This window comes from Halomonas sp. KG2, assembly GCA_030440445.1.
In the GTDB taxonomy this organism is placed as follows: domain Bacteria; phylum Pseudomonadota; class Gammaproteobacteria; order Pseudomonadales; family Halomonadaceae; genus Vreelandella.
The window spans coordinates 978,439-1,002,959 of record CP098528.1 but is presented as its reverse complement, the minus strand read 5'-3'; the positions used below and the strand labels follow the sequence as shown (position 1 = coordinate 1,002,959).

The following is a 24,521-nucleotide window of genomic DNA, read 5'->3' as shown; positions in this document are numbered from 1 at the left end:
CGAAAATTTAGCCGATATTTGAAAGCTAGCGTTGGCGTTTGGCCGGCTTATTCTCGGGTTTCAGCGGGCAACCGCCGCACAGCGGCTCGCCGGGCAGCCGATATTTGATGCAGCATAACCGCCGCACTCGAGCAGGCGTTTCACCGCCCAGTTCCAGATAACGCACCGGTTGATAGAGCGGGTTACGACGCCCATCGGGGAGCGTCTTGGTGGAGAGATAATCCAGCAGAGGGACGCCCGCGCCAGCAAATTCCGGGTGCTTCGAGCAGGTCTTGCCCACGAACTCAACGTAGTGACCAAGGTTGCTCCAGAACACTTTGGCAGAAAGCCCGGAGACCTCGGCCAGCGCTTCGATAAGCGGCGCACAGTGGTCATCGAATAGGCTGCTAAAGCGTGCCTGGAGCGCTTTAGAGGCCAACGGCGCGCCACCATGCGGCAGCCAGATGCACGCCGTCTGACCGTGATCACCTAACGCCAGCCGCAGCTCACCCCCGCCGACCGGCAGCTCATAGCCCAACAGCAGGTTGGCCACCAACGTCGGAATCGCGACACTGCTGAAGTGAAATTTCGACCAGATTGAAGCGGCCGCCAGAAAGTCGGCGTCGTCACCGTGGTATCGGCGGTAACGCGAAAGCTGAGCACCTAGCACCTTATGATCCAGCAGTTCAGAAGCTGCCAGCGTCGGTATATTAGGCTGACCAAACGCAGGTGCCTTTAAGTTATCCAACGGCGGCTGGCGATAGAGCGCCAACAAAGCATCTGCTGGATTCGTCGCTACCGGTAGCACGCTCGCCGCTTCGCTCATAGCCGCCGCAGCCCCCACATAAAGTAGGCACCGCCAATCAAAGAGGCGACCAAGCCCGCGGGCATCTCATAGGGGAAGATAATCTGACGACCTACCCAATCCGCCAACACCATTAATAGCATGCCGATCAACGCAGCACCCAGCAGGTGCTGCCCTGCCCGAGAGAAGCCGACCAAGCGCGCCATATGCGGTGCCAGCAGACCAATAAACGACAGCGGCCCCACCACCAGAGTGGCGCAGGCGGTTAACAAGGCCACCAACAGCAGCAACGCCAAACGGGCTCGATTGAGGGTTACCCCAAGCGCCTTGGCCGTCGGCGCGCCTAAGGGCAAGATATCCAACCAGCGGGTGAAGGGCAGCGTGATCAGCGCCAATACAGCGGCAATGCCCCCAACCACCACCGCATTGGTGATATCCACGTAGTAGGTGGAGCCCGCCAGCCAGGCAATCACCTGCTGGCCACGAGGGTCGCCGCCCGCCAGCATCACGCTGCGCACTGCATCAAACAGCGCGCTGACCGCCACCCCGGTGAGCAGTAAACGCTCGGGGAGATAACCGCTCTTGCGGTTGATACCCACCAACACCAGCAGCGTCGCGAAAGCACCCAGGGTACCCACGCCAATCAGCATCATATTGGTGGGCGCAGGCAGCAGGAAAATCCCCAAAATCAGCGCAATGGCACAGCCACCACTGATACCCAGTACTTCGGGGCTGGCCATGGGGTTGGCGGAAAGGCGCTGGAGAATAGTCCCGGCAATCGCCAGCATCAACCCGCTGGCGGCTGCCGCCATCACCCGGGGCATACGCCACTGCATGACATTCCAGTTATTGGGCGCCAGCCAGTACCAGCCATCTACGCCCTGGCCAAACAGCAAGCCAAGTACCGTTGCCCCCAGCAACGCGAGTAGTAATCCGGTGACTAGACGTGACGGCGCTGGGTGACGGCGGGCGAAAACACCCGCCCCTTTCGGCGGCTGGTCGCCCTGCAGTTTCAGGCGTGGAATCAGCCACATTAACAGCGGTGCCCCCAGGGCACCGGTAATCGCCCCAGTAGGAATAAAGGCCGCCACCATGCCACCGAACTGCTGCAGCAGCAGATCCGTGGTAGCCAGCAGCACGGCCCCTAATAGCGTCGACCAGATTAGCCGCGGCCCTAAGCGGCGCGCACCGGCCATACGCACAATATTGGGCGCTGCCAAGCCGATAAAACCGATGATGCCCACCACGCTGACAATGCTGCCGGTAATAAATACTGCCAACCCCATCCCCGCAAAGCGTAGATAGGTCAGCGAGACTCCCAGGCTCTTGGCGCTGGCGTCGTCCAGCTCCAGCACCGCCAAGGGTCGTAGCAAAAACCACGCGGCCACGCAGCTAATCGCCAGCCGAGGCCAGAGGATTGCAACGCCGTCCCAACCGTTTTGCGCCAGCGAGCCCGCGCCCCAAATCAGTAGCCCGGAGAGCGCCTCGTGGTTGAACAGCAGTAGCGCGGTGGAGAGTGCCCCCAGGTACAGATTGACCACCAGGCCCGCCAGCACCACCACGATCGGCGCCAGCCCGCGCCGCCAGGAGAGCAGAAACACTAATCCAACCGCTAGCGCGCCACCCAATAAGGCGACCCATTCGCGCCCGGCGACAAGCAGCCCCGGCGCCAGCAAGGTGGCGGTCATCAACGCCAGGTTAGCGCCCGATGCCACCCCCAGGGTGGTGGGCGAGGCCAACGGGTTGCGCAGCACCTGCTGCATAAGCACGCCTGCCAACCCCAAGCCGCCCCCGGCTAGCAGCGCGATCGAAAGGCGCGGCCACCAAGCGTAGTAAAGCAGTAGCTCGTCAACATTCTCAAAAGAGGGGGCCACTAATGCCTGCAGGCCCAGCGCGAAACCGCCTTGGCCCTCTAGGCCCACCCAAAACAGCACCACCATGGGCAGGCTAAGCAATAGGCAGGCTTTAGCAGGTGACATTCCCCCCATTCTTTGGGTAAATTGCGCGGCGCCTAACATAGCGAGCACCCTTTTGTGATAACCGGACAGTTCGCCAAAAGAGACGTGATAGGCAGCAGCGTCATTTTCTTAGCCTTACTATTTATGCAAACGAGTTTATGGAAATTAGCGATTGAATTACCAACAACGATTCTAAATGATAATAATTAGCACTACAATTGACTCCTTATATATAAAGGAGACATCACCATGGCAGCCAAACCGAGCTACCAGCTTTTCGATATCACCCTCGCCCGGCGCACCCAAGTCAGCGCCTCATTAGTCAGGTTCACCTTTACTGGCCCAGAGGTCAGCCAAATGGCGTCCTACGCACCGGATCAGCGCGTCAAGCTATTCTTTCCCGAAGGCGGTGGCAGTCTCGACCCGCTGTTTGAAATTGCCAAGCTGGAAGAACACGACTGGTACGGCGCCTACCGCGCACTGCCGGATGCCCAAAGGCCCTCAGCGCGCACCTACACTATTCGCGCCCTCCGCCCGGAGCAGGCTGAGGTGGACGTTGAATTTGTACTCCACGGCGACAATGGCCCCGCGTCGCGCTGGGCAATGCACGCCCGCCCGGGTGACCGGCTAGCCATGACAGCCCCCGACGCTAACGCGGAAGGCCCAAAGTTGGGCTACGAGTGGAAGCCGCCCCAAGGCGTACGCCGTATTCTGATCATCGCCGATGAAACCGCCCTCCCCGCTGCCGCCGGCATTCTGGAAACCCTTGATGACCTACCGCTCAAACCCAAGGTCGAAGCGCTATTCGAAGTGCCTCGTGGCGACGACGTTCAGCCTCTGCCCCAGGCCGCCAAGCTGCGCTGGCTGGCACGTGACGCTGAGTCCGGCTGCCAACATGGTGAGCTACTAATGAGAGCAGTACGCGATATTGATTTACATAGGGAAATTCAAGCGCTAGGCGGCACACCTGCTAACACCACGACCAGCGCCACTACCGGCGCCACGACCAACGACGAAAGCGACGATGAGAACGGCCCGCTCTGGGAACCCGCCACCCTAGATGACAACGCGCCTTTCTACGCCTGGATCGCCGCTGAAACCAAGGTCGCCATGAAGCTACGCCGCTACTTAGTCAACGAGTGTGGGCTCCCCAAGCAGTACGTTACCAGCATGGGCTACTGGCGCCTGGGCAAGGCCAATGGTTAAAGGAACGGCAAACAACACGGCGTTAAACAGTGATCTCACAAGCAAGCCAGTTCGAACGCCTATTGGCTGGCGAGACAGCCCCAACTGCTATGGGCGGATCAGCCGTGTACTGCACTGGTTGACCGCCGCGCTGGTCACGCTGCAATTTTCCGTGTTGCTGGCCTGGAGAGGAATGGGCGAAAACGCTATCACGCTGTTCTTGGCGAGCATCGGGCCTCACGGCTCATTAGGATTTATGATTCTGATCGTGACGCTGGCTCGCCTTGGCTGGGCATGGATAAATCGCAAGCAACGCCCGCCCCACACGCCAGGGCTAGGTGGGCGCTTGGCGCGCTTTGTCCATATCACCTTTTATGGGCTACTAATGTGGTTGCCCGCTTTCGCTATTTTGCGCCAGTATGGCCGCGGCGGGGCGCTACGCTTTTATGGCATGGAGCTGCTGCCCGAAGCGGAACGCGATATCACCTGGATGATCGCCCCAGCCGAGCTTCTTCACGGCCCGCTCTCGTGGCTGCTATGTGGATTAGTCATCGGCCACATCACGATGGCTCTGACTCACCGCTTCTGGCTTAAAGACCGAGTACTGGCGCGTATGGTGGGGTCAAGTGGCCGATGAGGGTTCCGCTAGCGGCTCTTCGGCAGTCTCAGACTCAGCAGTCAACAGCTTGCCACTCTCTAGCCGCACCAATCGATCTGCGAGGTGGAAATAGCGGTCATCGTGGGTGATCACCAGCACCGCTTTACCCATGCGTTTTAACTCGGGCAACACCTCGCAGTAAAACACCTCTTTGAATAACGGATCCTGATCCGCCGCCCACTCGTCAAACACCAAGAAGGGCCGATCCTCAAGGTAGGCCACGACAAGCGCCAAGCGCTTACGTTGCCCCTGGGAGAGTGCTTGGGTGGTGAACGCACCGTTTTCAACCCGCACCTTGTGCTGCAGGTGCAACTTGGCCAGCAGGCGATTACCCTCCTCGTCCAAGCCTTCCCGCGGTGCCTCTAACAGGCGTTCAAAGAGATGGAAGTCCGAGAACACCACCGAGAAGAGCTGCCGGTAGGCATCCCAGCCATCCGCTTCGACCCGCTCGCCATTGAGCAATACCTCGCCACCTTCCGGCGGGTAAAGCCCCACCACTACTTTGGCCAGCGTGGTCTTACCGCTACCGTTGCCCCCCACCAGAAACACCACTTCCCCCGGCGTAAAGCTCAGATTAATCGGCCCCAACTCAAAGAAGTCATCGCTCTGCTCGTGGTAGTACTGATGGGTGACGTCGTGCAACTCAAGACGCTGCAAAGCAGGCACCTGAGGTGACGCTTGCCTCTCCTGCCCCTGGGGCATCTCTCGTGTGATGTCATCAATTCGACTAGCAGCTACCCGCGCCATATTGATCCGCGGGATATTGATCAGCAAGCCTTCAAGGGGAGTCACCATAAACACAAACACCAGCGCAAAACCGGTCATTACCTGGGTTTGGTTAGGCCCATCGCCCGCCAATACAAACAATACCAGACCGATAAAGGCGTACATCAGAAACTGACCCCAACTGGTCGAGATCACGAACAGCGACATGCCATAGGTGCGCAGCCGCCGCACGCCTTCAACCGACTCCCCCAGTATCTGATCCATAAAGACCCGGCTCTTGCGCTGGTGTAGGCGTAGCTCTTTTGCACCATCGGTCAGCGCGCGGAAATGACCAAACAATCGATCCTGCTCTGACGAGGCATCCTGGAGGTAGTGAATAGCGCGTAAGTGCACCAAGTGGTAACCGACAGCACCCAGCCCAATCACCCCCAGTGCAAACAAAAACACCTGCCATGAAAGCATTGCCAGGTAGCCCAAGCACCCCACCACGATGACCGTATTGGTCAAAATCACCGGCAAGCTAACGAACAGTACCGCCACGTTGTTGCTGTGCTCGGTGAGCGCCGACTGGATCCGTGCACTGCCCACACGCTCGAACCGAGCAAAGGGGGTCTCGGCCACGCACTGGGCAACAAAACTGCGTAACTCGGCCAAAGCACGCTGCCCCAACCGCTCAAACAGCGCCGTCGACACCATCCGACAGACCATTAGGGCCACGGCGATACCCGCGAAAGCCCAGGCCGCACTGGCGCGGCTGGCGGAGTCGCTGGTTAACGCCGCATTAATTTGGGCAATCAGCAGCACGCTGAAAAGCCCCGAGAGAATACTGGCCAGCGCAGCGGCGGTCATCAACCCGCGGGTTCGACGAATCAGATAGGAAAGCACATTCACCTCATTGGAAAGCGATTGGAAAAAGGGATTGGAAAGCAGTACCTACTCATACAGACGAACCACCGCTGCAAAAAGTTAAACACCTTTTTTTTGTAAACATGCCTCATTCTCATTCGTCTTTAGATAAGGACGTCAGTAACGCCGCCCTTCGGTGTTTTTTTAATTGACACATCAGCCACGAGGACTCTTATGCATATTCACGATTTGATCGGCATCGGCTTCGGCCCCTCCAATATTGCCCTGGCCATAGCTCTCGACGAACAGCGCCAGGCAGGGCAAGCGAAGGATGCCTTGTTTATTGAGCGCCAGCCCTGCTTTGCTTGGCACCCGCATATGCTGCTGGAAAATGCCCATATGCAGATCTCTTTTCTCAAAGATCTGGTCACGCCGCGCAACCCTGGGAGCCGTTACAGCTTCCTCAATTACCTCCACAGCAAAGGCCGCCTGCAGGACTTTATCAATCTGCAGACCTTCTTCCCCAGCCGTCATGAGTTCAATGATTACCTAAGCTGGACTGCCAGCCACTTTGAACACCAGTGCACCTATGGAGAGGATGTGTTTGAAGTGCTGCCTGAAACTGATAACGACGAGGTAGCCTACCTTCGCGTTCGTTCACGGGATGAGAGTGGCGCGGTGCAGGAAAGGCTCACCCGTTCATTGGTAATTAGCGTGGGGGGGGCGCCCAATGTTCCTGAATGCTTCGCCGGGCTAAAAGACGACCCACGGGTCTTCCACTCCAGCCACTATCTGAGAGAGCTGGCGAAGCAATACGCCCCCAAACGCATCGCCGTGATCGGTGCCGGCCAGAGCGCCGCTGAGATATTCCTTGACCTGCATGGCCGTGAAGGCATTCAGGTGGATCTGATTAGCCGGGCATGGGCCTTTAAACCCTCCGACGATAGCCCCTTCGTCAACGAGATTTTCAACCCCGAATACACCGACTACGTGTTCAACAACCCCACCGGCCAGCGGGAAGCACTGCTGCAGGAGTACAAAAGCACCAACTACTCAGCCCCTGACTTGGCGTTGATTCAGGAGATTTACGATGTGTTCTATCAGCAAAAAGTAACCGGCCAGGCCCGCCACCGCTTCCGTCGCCGCCATGAGGTTATCGGCAGTGAAGCAGGCCCTGAAGGCGTTGAGCTAAACGTGCGTGATTTAGAGACTGGTCATACGGATATCACCCGCTACGACGCAGTAGTGTTAGCCACCGGCTATGTACGCGACACCCATAAACAGCTACTGGCCCCCGTCGCGGACTACCTGCCTGAGTTTGCTGTCAATCGCCACTATCAGCTTTACACCAAGCCTGAGTTCAAACCGGCTATTTTCCTGCAAGGCAGCTGCGAGCCCACCCATGGTTTAAGCGATACCCTGCTGTCGATTTTGGCGGCACGAACAAGCGAGATATGCGATGCATTAGATCATGCAGCAGCTTTTTATGCCCCTTCACCCTGCAAGGAGGCAGCTACTACACCTTAGTTTTCACCAACTCACTTTCATAAATCGTACCAGTGGTCAGGCCACCTTTTGGCCACTGGACTTAGCAACTAGATGCCGTTCTTCAATACGTTCTCGGTTAGAGCACAGGCGTTGAAGCAGCATGACTGATGCACCTTAAGACCACCATCTACTATTAAAAAGCATGGGTAAAACATGTCTAAATTAAAACTAGCTTATATCCTGTCACTGAGAAATGCTGCAGCCGATAAAGCTGGGCAATACATTGAGTATAAGGGGGAGAAACAGTACATGATGTCCCCTCTTGAGTATCTGGTGACATCTCTCAACGAGACTCCGCTAGGCGATGCCTACTCTCTGGAGACTGTGATTTATGATGACGATGAAGGCTCAATAAAAGACCAAGAGAAGCTCAAAGACTATGGTTTCTGTCGTCAACTAGGAAAGCCATGGATCTTGCCACAAGAACTCTTTGTGAAGGGATGCCACATTGACGATCTTTTCTGTTCTATACCATCCACTTACCGACGAATACCAACCGACTCGCCCGATAGACTCCCTGCGAAATCGATTTTTGAAAAAAGCTTACTAGAAAAGTTAGTGGCAGTCGAAGCCGATGTCATCGTCCTTGACGGACTATTAGTCATTCTAGACGAGCTAATCCGCCCTCAGAGTCCTTTTTATCGCAAAATCGTCAATATCCATCCTGGGCTTACGCGCCAAGACTCCCCCTATCAAAGGCGGGGTGCCTCGGCAACACTTGATGCACTGTACGGGGCTCAAGGAAAAAAAGTTATCAACTGGCAGACAATGGAGACCGCAAGCGTTCCTGCTATCAACAAGACTGGCGCCTCACTCCATTATGTCGACAGTGGAATTGATTCTGGCGAAATCATCTACGACCTATTGGAAACTCATATCGAACCAGATGACTCCATCATTGAATTACGGTGGAGAAACTTTAATAAAAGCCTATTTCCCGCGCTTCACGAGGGACTGGAAGCTCTAAAAAACGATATCACGGCTTCCTCAACGTGCTGAATTAATTGAATAGCCGCAGCACTAAATCAGGCAACGACACTTCGTGCTCCTTTACCTGTGAGCACGAAGTCATCGCACCATAATTTTAAGCCAATCCTCAATTTTGGTTTGAATTCAGGATTCCCCCCTCCCAGATGCTCACACGAAGTTGACATCAAGATATAGATACACATAATACAAACAATAACAATTAGCATTTACAAAAAATCAAAATGAATCTAATGCAAGGAGAACATTCGTGAACCAACCTTCTTTCCGCAAACGGTGGCTAACCACAGCTATTGCTGTTGCTGCGTGTAGTGCCCCAACGGCCGTGCTTGCTCAGGATGCTGAACAACGCGCCTCGTCAGGTAGTGGATCTTCTACCGAGCTACCTACACTGCAAGTGACAGAAAGTCGTATCTATGAAGAAGCCACAGGGCCGGTGCAAGGCATTGTCGCCACTCGTAGCACCACGGGCACCAAGACCGACACGCCGATCATAGAAACTCCACAGTCTATCTCTATAGTCGGTAGCCAGGAATTCCGCAACTATGGTGCGCAGAATGCTTACCAAGCGCTAGGCTATACCGCCGGTGTTACTAGCGCAAATCTTGGCGCAATCGATAAAACCAGTGACTCCCAGATGGTTCGCGGCTTTCAAGTCTCGACCACATATCGGGATGGCAGTAAATATCAAGCAAACTCATTCGACGGACAGCAGGAACTTTACGGCCTTGAACGGTTAGAAGTACTGAAAGGGCCCACATCAATTCTCTATGGTGTGGCCTCTCCGGGTGGTTTGATTAATGCAGTTAGCAAACGCCCTACTACAGAGCCCCTGCGCGAAATTAATTTTCAGGCAGGCAGCTTTGACCGTAAACAAATATCTGCAGACTTCTCCAATGCCCTGGATGAAGATGGAGAGTGGTCATATCGTTTGACTATGCTACACCGCGACAGCAATACTTTTATCGACCATGTGCCCGATGATCGCACCTATATCGCCCCCGCTCTCAAATGGCAGCCCGACGAGGATACGTCACTAACTCTGCTGAGCGAATATCAGCACGACCAAAGCGTCTACTTCTATGGATTGCCAAACAATGGCACCATTCTTCCTAATCCCAATGGTGATATTCCTCGGGGACGTTTCGTGGGAGAACCCGGTTTCGATGAGTACGATAATGAGCGCTACTCTCTTGGCTACCTACTCGAACACAACTTCTCTGATCAACTGAAACTTCGCCACAGTCTACGTACCTTCCACGCCGATCGAGATATCGACAATATTGGCGTTCTTCAGAGCCCTCTAAGCTCCGATGGGCGCCTCTATTCTAGATATGCAAATGTTCGGCGCGATGCCTCCAGGGCACTTTCCTCAGATACCTCCTTGCAGTATGACTGGGAGGCTGGGGCAACTGCCAACACCACTCTGGTTGGCCTCGACTATGCCCGCCAACGCCACGAAACCGAACGTTATCGGCGAACCGTACCACCTCTGGATCTCTACGATCCTATCTATGGGAGCGGCGAGCTAGGTGAGAGCACCCCCAATTCCTATTCTCATGTGAGTCGCAATGAGCAAGTGGGCCTGTATTTTCAGAACCAAATGAAGATTGCCGATCAATGGGTTGTCATGTTGGGCGGGCGTCAAGATTGGACCGATACAGAAACCTCTTTATACTTCGATCCCTCCCAAGGGCAGCAGCAGGATGATGATGCCTTCACTGGTCGCATCGGATTTGTTTATCTAGCCGATAATGGCTTAGCGCCCTTCGTCAGTTTCAGTCAATCTTTTGAGGTAGCGACTGGCACCGACCGCAACGGTAACCAATTCAAGCCCACCCAAGGTGAGCAGTACGAAGCAGGTATTCGTTTTCAACCAGAGGGGGCGGACACTCTATTAACTGCCACCGCCTATGAGCTGACTCAAGAAAATGTACTGGTTACCGATCCAGTTGACACCAGTTTCCAGAGACAAATGGGGGAAGTGCGTTCTCGTGGCGTTGAGCTGGAAGCCAAGACAGCAATCGGCCCCAACGCCAACCTGGTCGCAGCCTACGCCTATACCGATGCACGCACCACTAAAAGCAGTCCAGCTACTCCCGATGAGGTAGGGGAACGGTCTGCTCGGGTGCCTTATAATCAATTCTCGCTTTGGGGTGACTACCGCTTGGGTAGCTTCGGTTTACCAGGTCTGAAACTCGGTGCTGGCGTGCGTTATGTGGGTTCAACCCAACCACTTTCCTTTATTGATGGTGAAGTGCCCGCGTTTACCCTTGTTGACGCCATGGTCAGCTATGAGACAGGCCCGTGGATTCTGTCACTTAATGCTACCAACCTAACCGACGAAACCTATATCGAGTCTTGCTCCTATGCGTGTTTCTATGGAGAACCTCGTAGTATTGTCGGCACAGCATCCTATCAGTGGTGATCATTGTGCATGCAACTCCTTATCACGAGATGAGATAACGAGGTAACAAGCGTAGATAAATCATCCTATTGGTCTCGCCATAAACAGCATCAGCAGCCAGATTGCCCGCCATCTGGCCGCTGTCATTTTGTCTAATAACCGATCTTGCCCGGTAAACCTGGACACTTAACAATCATCATGACACCTCTTTATACGCAAAACACAGGCATAGTAGTGAAGCATCAATATGGTGCCTTTCTCTGTCCTACACGTTACAAAAAAATTACCTCATCAATCATACTACTAATTGGTTTATTAATTATTCGCAACGTTTCAATGGCAAGTGATGATATCAGCACAGTCCCCTTGGCGACGTTTGATTTCACCATCGCGGAGACACTCAACGCGATTGGCCACCCACCTAAATTTCTAGCAGGCCTCGAAATATACGAGAAATATGACGGAATCATCCCTCGTGCGACTAACCTCGGTTATATTCACCTTCCTAACCTTGAACTTCTTGCAAGCCTTCCTGCACGGCGTATTCTGATTTCACCACCCGCCCATGTCAGTTTAATACCAAGGCTCAGAGAAATTGCTGATGTTGAGGAGTACCCTTTTTATAAGTTTTCCAATACTAATAATGAACAAGACCATTGGAACGTTATTGAAGACGTGACTCGAATGCTTGGCGATCTAGTCAGCGCCCCTGCCGCATCGGAGCAGTATATTGAGCAAACCAACCACCGCTTTGACGATTTAAAAAAGCAAATTAATAGTATTGATACTCCTTTGTTAATTATACGCCTAATGGATGAGCGCCATGCCCGCGTTCATGGCAATGGAAGTATAGAAGGCATGGTGTTAAATCGTCTTGGACTTAGAAACGCTTGGCAGGAGAAAACAGGGCAATGGGGCTTTACAACTACCAGTGTAGGGCCACTTTTTAACACTAATGCTAAAATGATCTTTCTTAATAGTCCCTATGATCCTCCTGGAAGGCAGAGGCAATTACTCACTGATGGTCAGTGGAGGCATTTGCCAAGCGTGAGACAAGGAAACTATACAATTATTCCTATCAATTACTGGCTATGGGGAGGATTGCCTTCCGCCCTCCGCTTCGCCGAAAGCCTTGTCAGCCATCTTATTGAAGGTGGCAACACCAGCATTACTTCTTCCGCTACAAACCGCTAACGATTCTGCGCATTCGCATGAGATATGCACATCATTGTATCAATGTCTCACACTATGAGGTGGCTTATCAGATAAGCTAGCTCTAATGGCGCACCCCAGCTTGTTGCACGACGGTCTGCTGATGAGAAGTAGTAAGCAATGCATAACTCTTCTCGGTCGCCCGGCTGAGCGGCCGAGAAGAGAGAGTGCGTCCAAAACCGAAGCTCAGACCAGCATGTTATTAGTCATATATAAAGCCCGGGAGTTATCTGTTTCCTTTAACACCTTCTCGATTTTTGATAGCAAGGCTTCGCCAGTGATAATAAAGAAATGATCATCGGAAGTTTTGATTGAGCACCTCGGTAACTGATCCAATTGTTGTTCCAGCGCTAGTTGCTGCTCCTTTGGCCGCTCATTTGCCCACCAGCAGTCCACTTCACAATTCAGTGCTGGCAAGGTATCGACCTGTAGTGAAAGATGCTTCAAGTGCCGCGCTACATAGAATATGCGGGCTAGCTCCTTGCTACCCAGTCCAGCGTAACCCTCACGACTTGATGTATCGTACGATGCTATCAGCTTAGCCATCTTAATAGCACATACCTCCTCACTCGGTTCCTGTGTGCCCTCTTCAAAATTGCCGAGTGGTTCTAGCGATACCCCCGGTAGAATCACCGATGCAAAGTTAACGAAATCTCGCTGCCAGTCATTTTCAACATCTCGGACAACTCCTGGAATATAGGGATCCACCAGTGCTAACAGGCTTACATCTTGACCTTGCTTTTCAAACCGTGCAGCGATCATCGTTGCTAATGCCCCACCAAGAGACCACCCTAGCAGCCGATAGGGACCCAAGGGCTGTATACGGCGTATCGTCTCCACATAGTCATCCGCCATTGCTTCAAGCGAAGTGTCACAATGCTGTGGATCGGCCAACATTCGGCACGGCAGACCGTAAACCGTGCATACTCCATGCAAGCGGCGCGCCAACGGCTGGTAGTCGAAAACCGTCCCCATAACAGCATGGATGCAGAATAGCGGCGGCTGATGACGACACTCACCATTGAGCATGACAGCCCCTTTGGGCAGTATCTCAGTATGATTTCTCACTCCCAGTAAATCAGCTATGGTCGGTTTCTGCATCAGATCGAACAATTTGAAGTTAAGCCTAGGTTCCTGCAGAGCTTGCACATGGCTCATCACTTGTAGACTTAGTAGGGAGTCACCACCTAACTCGAAGAAGTTATCGGTCTCGCCGACACGCTCAACACCCAGCACTTTTTGCCATATCTCGGCAAGCTGTCGGGCTTCTGGCGTAGAGGGTGTCACATACTCGCATTTTTCCTCAAAGTTAGGTTCAGGCAGTGCTTTGCGGTCTACCTTGCCATTGGCATTCAACGGCAGCGCCTCGAGCGTGACCACGACTCCCGGCACCATATAATCCGGTAGTTTTTGACCCAGCGCTGCACGTAGAGAGCTGGTGTCGAGTTGAGTGCCTGCCTGGGGAACCACATAAGCGACTAACCTAGAGCCGCCAGCCCCTTCTTGAGCTACCACTATCGCTTCACGAACCTTCGGTTGAGCCAATAGCTCGGTTTCGACCTCCCCCAGTTCGATACGCAGGCCACGTATTTTTACTTGATGGTCGAGACGCCCCAGGTACTCAAGTTGACCATCCTCCCGCCAACGAACCAGATCGCCGGTGCGGTAGAGCCGTTCGCCCTGTGCAAAAGGATCGGCAACAAAACGATCCGCCGTTAAATCACTCCGGTTTAGATACCCACGGGCCAGGCTTACCCCGCCCAGGTACAACTCTCCCGCTACGCCCTGTGGCACTAGGTTGAGCTCTGCATCTAATACATAGGTGCAGGTGCCGCTGATGGGCCGCCCAATAGGTATCTGGCGCTGAGCGTCATCACGGCACCACCAGTGAGTAACATGAATGGTAGTTTCGGTGGGGCCATAGAGATCATGTAGGTTGGCACCATCAAGGCACTCTGCCACATCTTGCTGCAGCGCCGCTGGAACGGCCTCTCCACCGCACATAATATGCTTTAGACGAGTTTTGGCTTTAACATCAGGGTAGGCCAGGAAAGCCTTTAACATTGAAGGCACAAAATTGATCGTGGTGACCCCGTGCCGCTGGATCAGCTCGATGATGCGCTCAGGATCCCGATGATCGCCTGGCTGAGCAACTACTAGGCGAACCCCAACACTCAGCGGCCAGAAAATCTCCCATACCGACACATCGAACCCGAACGGCGCCTTGTGCAGTACGGCATCGGTATCGGTGAGTTGATAGGTCTCCTGCATCCAGACCATGCAGTTGGTCAAGGCATCATGGCGAATGGCAGCGCCCTTGGGCCGCCCGGTAGAACCCGAGGTGTAAATCACGTAGGCGAGGTGCTCGCCGTGCAGCGCCACCGCTGGATTGGTAGCAGCGTGATGCGCAACGTCCAGCCGATCCAGCTCAACAATGCTTAGGTTATCCGCTACTGGCAGTGACTCGCGCAAGTGGTGCTGGGTCAACAGCAACTCGATGCCACTATCGTCGGCGATGAAGGCCAGCCGCTCTGAAGGATACTCGGGATCCAGCGGAACATAGGCGCCACCCGCCTTGAGAATCGCCAGCAGCCCCACCACCATTTCAACAGAACGCTCCATGGCAATGCCCACCCGCGTCTCAGGTTTTACGCCTAGCCCGATCAGATAATGGGCCAAGCGATTGGCACGGGCATTAAGTTCAGCGTAGCTGAGATGCTGCTCAGCGAAAATCAGTGCCGTGGCCTCTGGAGTTGCAGCCGCGTAGTTCTCAATCAGGTGATGGATTGGCGGAGCGTCGGAATACCGTTGGGTGTTTACACCCCAATCGCTCATCAATTGCCGTTCGTTTTTTCCTAGCAGGCTGATATCGCTCACCGCTCGCTGCGGTGCTGTTTGCAGGCTTTCCACGATGTCGGCAACGGCCGCTCTCAGGTACTCACATAGCCGCTGCGCCCCGAGCTTGCGGCTAACCTGGCCCACTAGCTGGAAACCCTCCCCCAGATCATCTACCGCCATACCAATGGGGTAATTAGTACGCTCCTGGCCCCCCAGAGACTCCATACCTTTCCATGCATCAATGAACCTACTATTTGTCTGAGGCGCGTTATAACGATAATTCAACAGGCTCGTAAATAGTGGCATTCCTCCAGGCAGCCCACTGCATCGCTGTGCCAGCCCAAGGCTGGCATGCTCGTGATGCATTAGCTCTGACAGAGCATCGTGGGTGTGGCGCAGGCATTTATCAACACGCTGAGAACTCATTTGGATGCGAACAGGGAGCGTATTAATAAACATCCCCAGCGCCCGTTCGGCACCGTCGATACCCTGCATACGCCCGAACAGCACGGTTCCGAACACCACGTCGTCATGCCCGGTGGTTTTACTCAGCACCAAGGCCCAGGCTAAGTGGAACAGGCTGGCCGTGCTCACACCATGGCGCTGCGCCTGTTGCCGCACCTGCTGAGCTAACCCATCCTCTAGCGGCAGGCGCACTTCCTCAATATCACTGCCATCACCACGTACCTCCAGTAACCCGAATGGCGCCGTGGGTTCTTCTATATCACTCAATCGTTCGCGGAAGAAGGCTTCATGTTCTTCTGGGCTTACCCCAAGCCTCGCTTGCGCCACAAAGTTACGGAATGGGATTGGGTCGGGCAACGCATCCACACGACCTTGCTGGAGCAGAGCAATTTCTTCCACCAGCAGCTCAAGGGTGGTGTGATCCATTACCAAGTGGTGGCTAGGCAACTGCAGTAACCAGCGACCTTGCTCAGCATCGTATGCAGCCACTGCCCGCAGCATAGGCGCCCTACGCACATCAATGCGATGATGCTCAGGATCTGTCTGGGTATATAACCATTCGGCTACACGACCAGTTGCTTCATCCGGCACCGCTGACCATTCGATCTCCAGCACTGCATAACGGCAGACCACCTGTACCGGTTCGCGGATCCTTTCCCAGAGCACCGCAGTACGCAGTATGTCGTGGCGGGCAATGAGCTGGTTAAAGCTGGCAATAAACGCCTCCAACCGTTCTCGGTTATCAAAACCGAGCAAGCGGGGAGTCACATAGGCATCGCCTTTCTCCTGCAGCCGGTGATGGAAAAGGATACCCTCCTGCAGCGACGCCAGTGGGTAGATGTCCTGGATGTTGGCAGCACCACCGGGCACTGCCGCTTCAACCACTCTAATCTCCTCAGCATTGAGATCAATTAGCGTCAGCATCTCAGGCCGCAGCGCCTGGCAATCGTAAGGAATCAGATTGGGCGGGATGATGATCTCAGCTTGCTCGGGCGCTTGTGCCAACGCTTGAGCAAAAGCTGCTAATTCCGGATGTTGGAACAGGGTGCGTACCTGTGCCGTCAGTCCGCGATCCCGCATTTGTTCCAGTACTTTTAGAGCCAATAGCGAATGGCCACCCAACTCAAAGAAGTTGTCATAGCGCCCCACCTGTTCCACGCCCAATACTTCAGACCAGATCTCCGCTAGATTTTCTTCTGCCTCCCCCCGTGGGGCCTCGTACTGCGATCCACTGGCTAAGTCCGGCTCGGGTAGTGCCTTGCGGTCTACCTTGCCATTGGCATTCAACGGCAGCGCCTCGAGCGTGACCACGACTCCCGGCACCATATAATCCGGTAGTTTTTGACCCAGCGCTGCACGTAGAGAGCTGGTGTCGAGTTGAGTGCCTGCCTGGGGAACCACATAAGCGACTAACCTAGAGCCGCCAGCCCCTTCTTGAGCTACCACTATCGCTTCACGAACCTTCGGTTGAGCCAATAGCTCGGTTTCGACCTCCCCCAGTTCGATACGCAGGCCACGTATTTTTACTTGATGGTCGAGACGCCCCAGGTACTCAAGTTGACCATCCTCCCGCCAACGAACCAGATCGCCGGTGCGGTAGAGCCGTTCGCCCTGTGCAAAAGGATCGGCAACAAAACGATCCGCCGTTAAATCACTCCGGTTTAGATACCCACGGGCCAGGCTTACCCCGCCCAGGTACAACTCTCCCGCTACGCCCTGTGGCACTAGGTTGAGCTCTGCATCTAATACATAGGTGCAGGTGCCGCTGATGGGCCGCCCAATAGGTATCTGGCGCTGAGCGTCATCACGGCACCACCAGTGAGTAACATGAATGGTAGTTTCGGTGGGGCCATAGAGATCATGTAGGTTGGCACCATCAAGGCACTCTGCCACATCTTGCTGCAGCGCCGCTGGAACGGCCTCTCCACCGCACATAATATGCTTTAGACGAGTTTTGGCTTTAACATCAGGGTAGGCCAGGAAAGCCTTTAACATTGAAGGCACAAAATTGATCGTGGTGACCCCGTGCCGCTGGATCAGCTCGATGATGCGCTCAGGATCCCGATGATCGCCTGGCTGAGCAACTACTAGGCGAACCCCAACACTCAGCGGCCAGAAAATCTCCCATACCGACACATCGAACCCGAACGGCGCCTTGTGCAGTACGGCATCGGTATCGGTGAGTTGATAGGTCTCCTGCATCCAGACCATGCAGTTGGTCAAGGCATCATGGCGAATGGCAGCGCCCTTGGGCCGCCCGGTAGAACCCGAGGTGTAAATCACGTAGGCGAGGTGCTCGCCGTGCAGCGCCACCGCTGGATTGGTAGCAGCGTGATGCGCAACGTCCAGCCGATCCAGCTCAACAATGCTTAGGTTATCCGCTACTGGCAGTGACTCGCGCAAGTGGTGCTGGGTCAACAGCAACTCGATGCCACTATCGTCGGCGATGAAGGCCAGCCGCTCTGAAGGATACTCGGGATCCAGCGGAACATAGGCGCCACCCGCCTTGAGAATCGCCAGCAGCCCCACCACCATTTCAACAGAACGCTCCATGGCAATGCCCACCCGCGTCTCAGGTTTTACGCCTAGCCCGATCAGATAGTGGGCCACCTGGTTGGCGCGGCCATTGAGTTCAGCATAGGTAATCTGTCGATCATCGAAGATGAGTGCCGTGGCCTTGGGCTTCGCCGCTGCCTGGCGCTCGATCAGGCAGTGCATCGGTTCGTCTTGCGAGTGGCATTCTTCGTTTACCCCCCATTGTTGTAACTGGCCGTGCTCTCGGTCACTCAGCAAATCTATATCGCACAACAACCGTTGCGGGCACTCGGCCAAGGCCTTTAACAACAACAACAATTGATCAGCCATCCGCACGACAGTATCTGAATTGAAGATATCAGTCGCATAGTTTAGATGGCCTGTAATGCGACCGTTCTCATCTTCCTGAGTCCCCAGCACCAGATCAAAATGGGCATTCTCCACGGGTGCAGCCAATGGCTCGCAACACACGCTACCCATTCGATCCAACGGACGATGGTCGAAGACCTGATGGTTGTAGCCCACCTGGAACAGCGGGTTATGGCTAAGGCTACGTTCGGGCTGTAAGGCCTCCACCAACTGCTCGAACGGTAGGTCAGCGTGCGCATGCACTTCACGGGTACGCTTGCACACATGGGCCAGCAGATCGCTGATCCGGTCACCAGGCTCGGTCTCTGCGCGCAGTACCAGAGTATTGACAAAAAAACCGATTATCCCCTCGGTGCCAGGCTGATGACGCCCAGCCACGGGAACCCCGATGCGCAAGTCTCGCTGGCCACTGAGGCGATGTAACAGGGCTGCGAAGCCGGTCAGGATCAGCATAAACAGGGATGCCTGCTGATCCCTGGCTGATTGGCGCAGTTGATCGACCAGTTCTGGGGGAAAGTTGAAGGTATGCTGGGCCCCACTGCCATACCGCTGGGCCGGGCGCGAGCGATCGGCAGGCAGATCCAGGGGGGGATGCTCATCGCCTAGCTGTGCCTTCCACCAGGCCAATTGACGTTCCAATTCTGCACCCGATAACTGTTCCCGCTGCCAGATGGCATAGTCGGCATACTGGGTCACCAAGGGTTCGGCTTGCTCTAGCTCCCCGAGCGATTCGCTGCGATAGAACGCGACCAGTTCCTCCAGCAGCACCTGCATTGACCAGCCATCGGAGATGATATGATGCATGCATATCAGCAGACACCATTCACGCTCGCCCACCTGAACCAAGGCCCCCCGCCAAGGCGGTACGGCTTCCAGATCGAAAGGGCGCCGACTGACATCCCGGAGCAGCGTTTCAACGGCGGCCTCCACATCACTAGCAAGGAAGCGGAGATCATGCCGCTCGATGGGCACGTCTGTCGTCTGCAGTACCCACTGCTGCGGATTCCCGTCCTCGCCATGGCAGAAACAGGTGCGCAGGGATTCATGCCGCACGATCATCTTCTCGAACGCCGCAATCAGGGCCTCTTCATCCAAGTCTCCCTGCAGCCTCATGCCGGAAGGCAGATGGTAGGCACAACTCTCTGGTTCCAATTGCGCCAGGAACCACAGGCGCTGTTGCGCAAAGGACTGAGGCGCCAGTTGGCCGCGTACAGCAGGTTGCAAGGCAGGAGTTTCCTCCACCGGCACTCGCTCCAGCATCGCGGCTAATGCCGCCAAAGTTGCTGACTCGAACAGTACGTTCAAAGGCAAGGTCTTCTTCAAGACCTTCTGAATACGATGAACCAAATGTACCCCGAGCAGAGAGTGGCCACCAAGACTGAAGAAGTTGTCACGACGCCCGACCCGTTCAACTTCCAACACCTCCTGCCATAGTTCGGCGAGCTGACGTTCGGTCTGCGTTTGCGGCACCTCGTAATCAGCCCCTTTCATTGCCGGGGAAGGTAGGGCCTTGCGATCCAGCTTGCCGTTAGCCGACAGCGGAAATGTCTCTAACGTGACGATATGAGTCGGTACCATATATTCTGGTAGGTAGTGTCTGAGTTCAGCTTGCAGGGCCTCAATATCCACGTCTGAACCTTGTACGTAACCAACCAGTTGCCCATGGTGTGTCGTAACTGCGGCCTCATCGACGTCGGGCCTGGTTCGCATCACTGCCTCTATCTCTCCCAGCTCTATTCGGAGGCCCCGTAGCTTGATCTGGTGATCCAGTCGTCCCAGATACTCAAGAGTGCCGTCACGACACCAGCGTGCCAGATCCCCACTACGATAAAGACGCTGCCCCACGGCAAAGGGACTCGGAATGAAATGCTCTGCCGTCAGATCCGGTCGTCCGTGATACCCCTCTGCCAGCCCCGCACCACCGATGTAAAGCTCACCAGGTATACCTATGGGTTGAGGAGTTAACCGACTGTCCAGAATGTGGATCTGAAGGTTGCCGATGGGGCGACCGATTGGCACGGTAGTGCGCTCATCCTGACAGCAGGTCCAGTGGGTGACATCGATAGCCGCCTCAGTCGGACCATAAAGGTTGTAAATCCTCGCTTGTGGCAAACGTTCTAGTGCTCGATCCTGTACGTCTTTTGGGAGAGCCTCGCCGCTGCAGACAATACGGCGTAGCGAATCACAGCCAGACAGATCTTCCTGTGCTAGGAATGCCGTTAGCATCGACGGTACGAAGTGGAGCGTGGTCACTGATTCCTTGCGGATTAATTTCACCATTCTCTGCGGATCATGATGATCACCAGGCTGGGCAACAACCAAGCGCGCTCCTACCATCAGTGGCCAGAAGAACTCCCACACTGACACATCGAAACTGTAAGGGGTTTTCTGCAGTACGCTGTCGCCTTCTTCAAGCTGGTAGGCGGATTGCATCCACTGAAGGCGGTTGTATAAAGCCTCATGGGTGTTCGCCACCCCTTTCGGCTTGCCAGTGGAACCGGAAGTATAGATCACATAAGCGCGCTGCTTAGGAGACAACGGGATATTAGGTACCGTTGTCGGCTGGCAAGAAAGGTCAAGTCGATCCAAATTAACGATAGCCAAACCATGATCAGGGGATAGTCGACCCACTACAGCATCATGTGTCAGCAATAGTGTCACATCAGCATCGCCCAGTACCTGCTGCTGTCGGGCTTGAGGATGATCGGGGTCGATAGGGACATAGGCGGTACCCGCCTTATGCATTGCATACAAAGCCACCACCATCTCGACGGAACGCTCGACAGCTAGCCCCACAAGCGTTTGGCTACTCATCCCCTGCGCCAGCAGGTAATGGGCGAGCCGGTTCGCTGCCCGATCCAGTTCGGAATAGCTTAGACGCTGCTCACCAAAGATTAGGGCTTCTCGTCCCGGATGGAGCATTGCCTGCCGCTCGAACAGACGGTGCACTGGCCGCGGTTGGCCATAATCCAGGGTGGTATGGTTCCAAGCTTTCAATTGCTGGCGCTGATTCTCGTCAAGCAGATCGTAATCGCCAATGACACTTTCTGGAGACGCCACAACTTGCTCTAGCAAACACTCGAACTGGCAGTGAAAGTGCTTGATGGTCTCGACATCGAATAGGTCAGTGGCATAGTTCCAACTGCCCAACAACACACCATCACCGTCTTCTTGGGTGTTGAGTGCCAAATCGAATTGGGTTGTTCCTCCTTCGATCTCAAGCGTCTCTGTTTCCAGTCCAGGCAGGTGTATCTGATGGCCATCGCCACGACGTTGATGATCGTAGAGCACTTGGAACAATGGGTTGTGACTGAGGCTACGCTCAGGTTGCAACACCTCCACCAGTTGTTCGAACGGCAGATCCTGATGAGCCTGAGCATCGATGGCAGCCTCACGAACGGACTCTAGCACCCGATCAAAGTGCGAGGCAGTATCAATCTCGCAACGTAGCACTTGGGTGTTGACGAAGAAACCAATCAAGTTCTCAGTTTCATGGCGGTTACGCCCGGCGATGGGCACACCCACTCGCAGGTCGTTCTGACCACTAAGACGATGCAACAGTACATTGTAGGTGGCCAGTAAGACCATGAAAGGTGTTGCGTTATAGGCAGCCGCCAGCGCATGCACCTGCTTTGACAAGGGCTCAGTCAGGGTAAAGCGATGGTAAGCACCCAGAAAACTTTGGCGCGCTGGCCGCGGCCTATCCGCCGGTAATTCCAGCACCGGATGCTCATGCCCCAACTGATGACGCCAGTAATTCAGTTGCCGCTCGCCTTCTCCTCCGGATAACCATTGCCGTTGCCAGACAGCAAAATCCGTATATTGAACCGGCAGTGCATCTAGTATCGGCTCTTCACCCCGACAAATTGCCTCATACAAGACGGAGAAATCTCTCAGCAAGACTGATACGGACAAGCCATCAGAAATAGCATGATGCATGCAAATCAATAGCCGCCATTCCTTTTCACTCACCCGCACTAAGCCTGCGCGCCATAAGCACTCCTCCGATAGAAGGAAGGGCCGCCCCATGAACTCCTGGGCGTGAACACTCAAGGCTTTTTCTAGATCACCGGACTCATTCAGATCAGTTCGTTCGATGTTAATCGGCGCGGGGGCATCTACTACCTGCTGAGGTACTGTTTTGCCCTCGGGAGGAGGCAACAAACGCGTTCGTAATATTGCATGCCGGCTAGCCAATCCATCGAAAGCCCGCTGGAGCGCTTGCTCATCCAACGCTCCTTTTAAGCGCAACATGCCCGGTAAATGATACGCCGTAGAGCTTGGCTCAAGCTGATGTAAAAACCAGAGACGCTGCTGTGCAAAGGACTGCGGAGCCAAACTCAGGTCAAGATTGCTTAGACTATGCTCATCCTCTAGTGTTTCCAGCTTCTCCAGATAAGTAGCAAGATCTTTCAATATCGGCGTGTCAAAAACACTACGCACAGGCAACTCGACACTCTGCTCTCTACGGACGCGGGCAACCAGTTGGGTCACCAAAAGCGAATGGCCACCTAACTCAAAGAAGTTGTCGTGACGGCCCACCCGTTGGACGCCAAGTACTTCGGACCAGTTTTTTGCCAGAGTCTCTTCCACCTCACCTTGGGGTGGTTCGTACTGTGAGACGCCGACGAACTCTGGCTCGGGCAGCGCTTTGCGATCCACCTTGCCGTTGGCATTCAGCGGCAGCGCATCAAGCGTAACCACGAGTCCGGGCACCATATAGTCCGGCAGCTTCTGGCCCAGCGCTTCACGTAGTGAGCTAGTGTCGAGCTCGATGCCGGTTTGAGGAACCACATACGCCACCAACCTGGAGCTACCAGGGACTTCCTGGGCTACCACTACGGCCTCGCGCACCTCTGGCTGAACGAGCAATTCAGCTTCAATCTCGCCTAATTCAATACGTAGGCCGCGGATTTTCACTTGGTGATCAAGACGCCCCAAGTACTCGAGCTGACCATCCTCCCGCCAGCGCACCAAGTCGCCTGTACGATAGAGACGTTCTCCCGCTGTAAACGGATCGGCAACAAAACGATCCGCAGTTAAATCACTCCGGTTTAGATACCCACGAGCCAGACTTACGCCGCCCAGGTAAAGCTCACCCTCTATACCCTGCGGCACTAGGTTGAGCTCGCTGTCTAAGACATAAGTGCGGGTGCCGCTGATGGGCCGACCAATAGGTATCTGGCGTTGAGCGTCACCACGACACCACCAGTGCGTGACATGAATCGTGGTTTCGGTTGGGCCATACAGGTCATGCAGGTTGGCGCCATCAAGGCACTCAGCCACATCTTGCTGCAACGCCGCTGGAACGGCCTCACCACCGCACATAATATGTTTGAGGCGAGTTTTGGTCTTAATATCGGGGTAGGCCAGGAAGGCTTTTAACATTGAAGGCACAAAATTGAGCGTGGTGACCCCATGCTTCTGGATCAGTGCAATGATGCGCTCGGGATCGCGATGATCCCCTGGCTGGGCGACCACTAAACGTGCTCCGACACTCAGCGGCCAGAAAATCTCCCACACCGACACATCGAAACCGAAGGGAGCCTTGTGCAGTACGGCATCCGCATCGGTGATTTGATAGGCCTCCTGCATCCAGAGCATACAGTTGGTTAAAGCATTGTGACGGATGGCTGCACCTTTAGGGCGCCCTGTGGAACCCGAGGTATAAATTACATAAGCGAGATGTTCGCCATGCAGTTCCACCGATGGGTTTGTCGAAGCGTGATGCGTAACATCCAACTGATCCAGCTCAATGACACTCTGGTTTTCCAACACCGGCAAAATATCGCGGAGAAACTGTTGAGTCAGAAGTAGTTCGATGCCGCTGTCTTCGGCAATATAAGCTAGCCGTTCGGCGGGGTAATCAGGATCCAGCGGCACATAGGCACCGCCAGCCTTAAGAATCCCCAGCAGCCCCACCACCATTTCAACAGAACGCTCCATGGCGATGCCCACTCGAGTCTCGGGTTTTACGCCCAAACCAATCAGATAGTGGGCCAA

The 24,521-nt window shown here is 54.7% G+C and carries 10 protein-coding genes (1 of these 10 running past the window's edge); 6 read left to right on the top strand and 4 right to left on the bottom strand.

Going from position 1 to position 24,521, the window contains the following annotated elements:
* Window positions 1–25 precede the first annotated feature (25 nt).
* Window positions 26–805 (bottom strand): siderophore-iron reductase FhuF, encoded by a 780-nt coding sequence (fhuF, locus tag NDQ72_04620; protein ID WKD29238.1) that lies wholly within the window; start codon window positions 803–805, stop codon window positions 26–28.
* Window positions 802–2,802 carry a Fe(3+)-hydroxamate ABC transporter permease FhuB gene (gene fhuB / locus NDQ72_04615; GenBank protein ID WKD29237.1) on the bottom strand — a complete coding sequence of 667 codons (2,001 nt, stop codon included), beginning with the start codon at window positions 2,800–2,802 and terminating at the stop codon, window positions 802–804. The genes fhuF and fhuB overlap by 4 nt, the downstream gene beginning before the upstream one ends.
* Window positions 2,803–2,991: 189 nt before the next feature.
* On the opposite strand from fhuB, the gene NDQ72_04610 reads away from it, so the two are divergent.
* Window positions 2,992–3,948, top strand: coding sequence for a siderophore-interacting protein (locus NDQ72_04610; protein ID WKD29236.1), 957 nt, complete (start codon window positions 2,992–2,994; stop codon window positions 3,946–3,948).
* Complete coding sequence (locus NDQ72_04605) at window positions 3,941–4,564, top strand: cytochrome b (GenBank protein ID WKD29235.1); 624 nt, start codon at window positions 3,941–3,943, stop codon at window positions 4,562–4,564. The genes NDQ72_04610 and NDQ72_04605 overlap by 8 nt, the downstream gene beginning before the upstream one ends.
* On the opposite strand, the gene NDQ72_04600 is transcribed toward NDQ72_04605, so the two are convergent.
* The gene (locus tag NDQ72_04600; protein ID WKD29234.1) at window positions 4,550–6,196 is read right to left on the bottom strand and encodes a cyclic peptide export ABC transporter; all 1,647 of its coding nucleotides are present in this window, start codon (window positions 6,194–6,196) and stop codon (window positions 4,550–4,552) included. The two genes, NDQ72_04605 and NDQ72_04600, sit on opposite strands and share 15 nt — an antisense overlap.
* Before the next feature lie 195 nt (window positions 6,197–6,391).
* On the opposite strand from NDQ72_04600, the gene NDQ72_04595 reads away from it, so the two are divergent.
* The 4 genes from NDQ72_04595 (at window position 6,392) to NDQ72_04580 (ending at window position 12,293) form a co-directional block, all read left to right on the top strand.
* Entirely contained in the window at window positions 6,392–7,684 is a 1,293-nt protein-coding gene (locus NDQ72_04595; GenBank protein WKD29233.1) for a lysine N(6)-hydroxylase/L-ornithine N(5)-oxygenase family protein, read from the top strand.
* Between the two features lie 174 nt (window positions 7,685–7,858).
* Entirely contained in the window at window positions 7,859–8,704 is an 846-nt protein-coding gene (locus tag NDQ72_04590; protein WKD29232.1) for a hypothetical protein, read from the top strand.
* Window positions 8,705–8,942: 238 nt separating this feature from the next.
* The gene (locus NDQ72_04585) at window positions 8,943–11,120 is read left to right on the top strand and encodes a TonB-dependent siderophore receptor (GenBank protein WKD29231.1); all 2,178 of its coding nucleotides are present in this window, start codon (window positions 8,943–8,945) and stop codon (window positions 11,118–11,120) included.
* A 213-nt stretch (window positions 11,121–11,333) separates the two neighbouring features.
* Window positions 11,334–12,293 carry an ABC transporter substrate-binding protein gene (locus tag NDQ72_04580; protein WKD29230.1) on the top strand — a complete coding sequence of 320 codons (960 nt, stop codon included), beginning with the start codon at window positions 11,334–11,336 and terminating at the stop codon, window positions 12,291–12,293.
* A 204-nt stretch (window positions 12,294–12,497) separates the two neighbouring features.
* Here NDQ72_04580 and NDQ72_04575 read toward each other — a convergent pair whose 3' ends face one another.
* A protein-coding gene (locus tag NDQ72_04575; GenBank protein WKD29229.1) for a non-ribosomal peptide synthase/polyketide synthase crosses the window boundary here: on the bottom strand, window positions 12,498–24,521 show its 3' portion. 1,644 nt of this gene lie beyond the right edge of the window; the window shows 12,024 of its 13,668 coding nt (coding positions 1,645–13,668); its start codon lies off the right edge, out of view; the stop codon is at window positions 12,498–12,500.

What these genes read in the sequence shown, in the direction of transcription:
- NDQ72_04590 (WKD29232.1), top strand. Translation starts at nt 7,859, where the DNA reads ATGTCTAAATTAAAACTAGCTTATATCCTGTCACTGAGAAATGCTGCA.
- NDQ72_04610 (WKD29236.1), top strand. Translation starts at nt 2,992, where the DNA reads ATGGCAGCCAAACCGAGCTACCAGCTTTTCGATATCACCCTCGCCCGG.
- fhuB (WKD29237.1), bottom strand. Translation starts at nt 2,802, where the DNA reads ATGTTAGGCGCCGCGCAATTTACCCAAAGAATGGGGGGAATGTCACCT.
- NDQ72_04595 (WKD29233.1), top strand. Translation starts at nt 6,392, where the DNA reads ATGCATATTCACGATTTGATCGGCATCGGCTTCGGCCCCTCCAATATT.
- NDQ72_04605 (WKD29235.1), top strand. Translation starts at nt 3,941, where the DNA reads ATGGTTAAAGGAACGGCAAACAACACGGCGTTAAACAGTGATCTCACA.
- fhuF (WKD29238.1), bottom strand. Translation starts at nt 805, where the DNA reads ATGAGCGAAGCGGCGAGCGTGCTACCGGTAGCGACGAATCCAGCAGAT.